This is a genomic window from Kitasatospora sp. NPDC002543 (genome assembly GCF_053594915.1).
In genome coordinates this window covers 1-3,985 of sequence record NZ_JBSFWR010000210.1, presented here as the reverse complement: position 1 = coordinate 3,985, position 3,985 = coordinate 1, and the positions used below count along the sequence as shown (strand labels likewise).

Here is a 3,985-nt window from a genome sequence, read left to right as displayed (position 1 = left end):
GGGGTTTCGGGGGGGGGGGGGGGGGGGGGGGCCGCCCCCGCCACCTCCGGTGGCGGGAAGTTCGCGGCCTCGGGCCACGGTTCGCCGGCCGGAGGGGTGTAGCTGCTCGTGGTCATGCGCCATACGGTGGGTGGCGCGACTGAGAGAACCGTGAAACGGGGCTGTGAGACGCGTGTGATCCGGGGAACGTCAGGCGGACGGCGGCATGGTGAGGTGCTTGCCCAGCCATTCGAGGGCCGGGGGGATCTCCCGGGTCCAGGTGTGGAAGTTGTGGCCGGCGGTGTCCAGGGTGATGGTGGACATCTTGGTGGGGGCCTTGAAGGCGGCGACCATGGCCTTGGTCTCGTCGCGGTTGTTCTCGTCGTTCGCGGTGGTCAGCAGCAGCGAGACCGGGGCCGGCGGCTGGTTCTGCAGCCGCCACAGCAGGTCGTTCTCCTGCTTCAGCTGGGCGCTGCCGCCGAACAGGTCGCCGGTGGTCGGGTCGTGGGCCGCGCTGTAGTAACCGGAGAGGGCGACCGCCGAGCGGTAGGAGTCGGGCTTGCGCAGCGCGAACTTGAGCGCGCAGTAGCCGCCGGTGGAGTTGCCGATCACCGCCCGGTTGGCCGGGTCGGTGCCGATCCGGTAGGTCGTGGCGAGGGCCTTGGGCAGGTCGGTGGTGAAGAAGGTCTCCACCTGGGGGCCGTTCGGCACGTCCACGCACTCGGTGTCGCGGTCGCCGACCAGGGTGGGGCGGGTCATCACCAGGACGGTCGGCGGCAGCTTCTTCTGCTCGATCGCGTTCAGCGTGGACGCCGGGTACTGCATCAGCGAGATCAGCTTCTCCGGGGTGCCCGGGTACCCGGTGAGCACCAGGGCCATCGGGAAGCGCTGCTTGGCGTAGTCGGGCTGGAAGTACTGCGGCGGCAGGTAGACGTACGCCTCGGTGGTCAGACCGCTGCCGGCCCCTTTGACGTCGACCTTCTGGATCAGGCCGGAGCGCTCCGGGTCGGAGCCCTGGGAGGAGTAGAACTTCTGCTCGCCGGTGACGGCCACGCCGGAGGCGTTGGGCTGGTGGTCGACCACGGTGCCGAGCCCGCCGCTGGTGCCGAGCAGGTCCGTCCAGGAGCTGTAGAAGCCGAAGTAGCTGTTGGCGATCAGGCCCATCGCGGCCAGCACCGACACCTGGGTGGCGAGGAACGCGCCGATCCGTCCCAGCCACGCCTTCCAGCCCTTCCCGCCGAACCGCGGCCAGAGCCACATGGTGGCGGCGAAGACGGCGATCGCGAGGACGGAGGCGATGATCTGGAGCGGGAGTCCGGTGAGACTGAGCACGGGCCCGATCGTAGTTGACCTCCGTGGACGGCTCGGGTCGGCCCCCGGGGCCGGTCCTCCCGGTGGTCGCGGACCCGGGAGAGGGCGGTGGGGCGGCCCCTGGAAGGTGACCGTCGGGTAATGGGTTGACGCGGGTCGATCGTGGTCGGGACCATGTGTGACCGCACGGCCGCGCGGTGTGCGCGGTCCGGCTTGCCGGGGGTGGGGGTCATGGGGTTCATGGGGTCCGAGCGCTTGGTGGGGAGGGCCGGCCTGGCGGCCGGCGCGGCGCTGGTGCTGGCGGCGTGCTCCGGTGGCGGGGGCGGCGGTTCGACGGGTGGTTCGGCGGGCGGTCAGGCCGCGCCGGGGTCGGCGGCGTCGGCGTCCCCCACGCGGCCGACCGCGACGCCGACGCCGACCCGGGCGCCGTACGGCCCGGTGCTCAGCGCGAGCGTCGACCCGGTCACCACCGCGCTCGCCCAGGTGGCCGGCGCCAAGAGCCTGGCCGACCTGGACACCGTGCTGGGCGGCATCGCCACCAGCGCGCAGGGCGCCGCGAAGTCCCTGGCCAAGGCGGACGAGCCGCCGGCGGTCGGCACGGCGCAGACCGAGCTGGTGGCGGCGATGACCTCGCTCGCGACCGACGCGGGCAAGGTCCGCAGCGGCATCAAGTTCCACGAGGTCTGCGCGCTGAGCTCGGCCGAGGCCGAACTGGGCGCCTCCGAGGGGCTGGTGGCGGTGTCGGCGGCCCTGGCCAAGATGACGACGGCCGGCTACTCGACCACCTTCGCGGCCCCGCAGCTGCCCCCGCAGCAGTCCCGCTCGCTGGACAACGGCACCATGGTCCGCAAGGGGAAGCTGCGCGGCGAGGGGCTGTTCAAGGTCGAGAACGGGGGGAGGACGGACGCCGTGGTGTCGCTCGCGCTGAACGGCAAGGCGGTGCACTCGGTCTTCGTCGGCAAGGGGCAGCACGCCTCCGTCGACGGCGTGGAGGACGGCACGTACGAGGTCTACGTCTCCGGGGGCGCGGACTGGGACCAGGACGCCAAGGCCTTCACCCAGAACTGTCACTTCACCAAGTTCGAGGACACCTTCCCGTTCGAGACCGGCCGGACGGCGACCTCCTGGGAGATCACCCTCCAGCCGGTGGCCGACGGCAACGCCAAGACCAGCGACGTGGACCCGAACGCCTTCCCGCAGCCGTAGGGGTGCCCCGCGGATCTCCGCCGGGCGCGCCCCGGTCCGTAACGGGCATACCGGGACGGGTCGTTGCCGTCGGATGGCACGGCCCGTTCCGAACAGTGGCGAGTTCGTCCCGAACGGTTGACCTGTTGAAGTGGCCATGGCACTTTCGTGCGGCGCGGGCGTCGGCGACCAGTCGTACACCCCGCGATCCCCCACAAGGAGAGCCATGTTCAAGAGACTTGTCGCGGTGGCCGGTACGAGTGCCGTCGTCGCGGGCGGGCTGGCCTTCGCCGCCGCCCCCGCGCACGCCGTCCAGGCGGCCGACCTGACCTCCACCATCGCCCTGAGCAACTGCTCGGCCTCGCTGGTCCGTTACCCCACCTCGGTGGCGGGCGACCGCGCGCTGATGCTCACCAACGGGCACTGCCTGCCGACCATGCCGCCGGCCGGCCAGGTCATCCAGAACACCACCGCCAGCCGCAGCGGCACCCTGCTCGACGGCGCGGGCAACAGCCTGGGCACCGTCCAGGCCGACAAGCTGCTCTACGCGACGATGACCGGCACCGACGTCGCGCTCTACCAACTCACCGACACCTACGGGTCGATCACCTCCAAGTACGGCGCCACCGCGCTGACGATCAACGACGCGCACCCGACCGACGGCGCGTCGATGTACATACCCTCGTCGTACTGGAAGCAGGTCTGGAACTGCTCCGTCAACGGCTTTGTGCCGACCCTGCGCGAGGACGAGTGGACCTGGCACGACTCGCTGCGCTACAGCTCCGGCTGCAACACCACCCACGGCACCTCCGGCTCGCCGATCATCGACTCCGCCAGCGGGCGGATCGTCGGCATCAACAACACCGGCAACGACGACGGCGCCATGTGCACCCTCAACAACCCGTGCGAGGTGGCCGCCGACGGCACCACCAAGGCCTACAAGGGCCAGAGCTACGGTGAGGAGACGTACTGGTTCACCACCTGCCTGAACCCCTCCACCCGGGCCATCGACCTCAACGTGTCCGGCTGCCTGCTCACCAAGCCGGCCGGCAGCGGCGCCGTCTCGGTCACCAACCCGGGCAACCAGTCCACCGCCGTCGGCGGTGCGGTGAACCTCCAGATCAGCGCCTCCGGAGGCACCGCCCCGCTGTCGTACAGCGCGACCGGCCTGCCCGCCGGGCTGTCGATCGACTCCTCGACCGGCGTCATCGCCGGCACCGTCTCCGCCGCGGGCAGCGCCAACGTGACCGTCACGGTGACGGACGCCGCGGGCAAGTCCGCCTCCACCAGCTTCACCTGGACGGTGTCCACGGGTGGCGGTGGCTGCACCCCGGCGCAGCTGCTGGGCAACGCGGGCTTCGAGACGGGCACGGCCGCGCCGTGGACGGCGTCCAGCGGCGTGGTGGACAGCAGCGCCTCGCAGGCGGCCCACAGCGGCTCCTGGAAGGCGTGGCTGAACGGCTACGGCTCCACGCACTCGGACTCGCTGTCGCAGACGGTGAGCATCCCG

3 protein-coding genes are annotated in these 3,985 nt (G+C 71.4%); 2 read left to right on the top strand and 1 reads right to left on the bottom strand.

Annotated features, from left to right (window positions below):
• Positions 1-189: 189 nt before the first annotated feature.
• Positions 190-1,311, bottom strand: a complete 1,122-nt coding sequence (locus ACWD4P_RS37985; RefSeq protein WP_359831734.1) for an alpha/beta hydrolase — start codon at positions 1,309-1,311, stop codon at positions 190-192.
• A gap of 210 nt (positions 1,312-1,521) precedes the next feature.
• Here ACWD4P_RS37985 and ACWD4P_RS37980 point away from each other — a divergent pair, with 210 nt between their 5' ends.
• Positions 1,522-2,496 (top strand): hypothetical protein, encoded by a 975-nt coding sequence (locus ACWD4P_RS37980; protein WP_449782787.1) that lies wholly within the window; start codon positions 1,522-1,524, stop codon positions 2,494-2,496.
• 205 nt (positions 2,497-2,701) lie between these two features.
• Positions 2,702-3,985, top strand: a 1,284-nt coding sequence (locus ACWD4P_RS37975) for a putative Ig domain-containing protein (RefSeq protein ID WP_449782786.1), incomplete at its 3' end; no start/stop codon positions are given.

Excerpts from the sequence above, each read along its gene's own strand:
- ACWD4P_RS37980 (WP_449782787.1), top strand. The coding sequence starts at position 1,522 with ATGGGGTTCATGGGGTCCGAGCGCTTGGTGGGGAGGGCCGGCCTGGCG.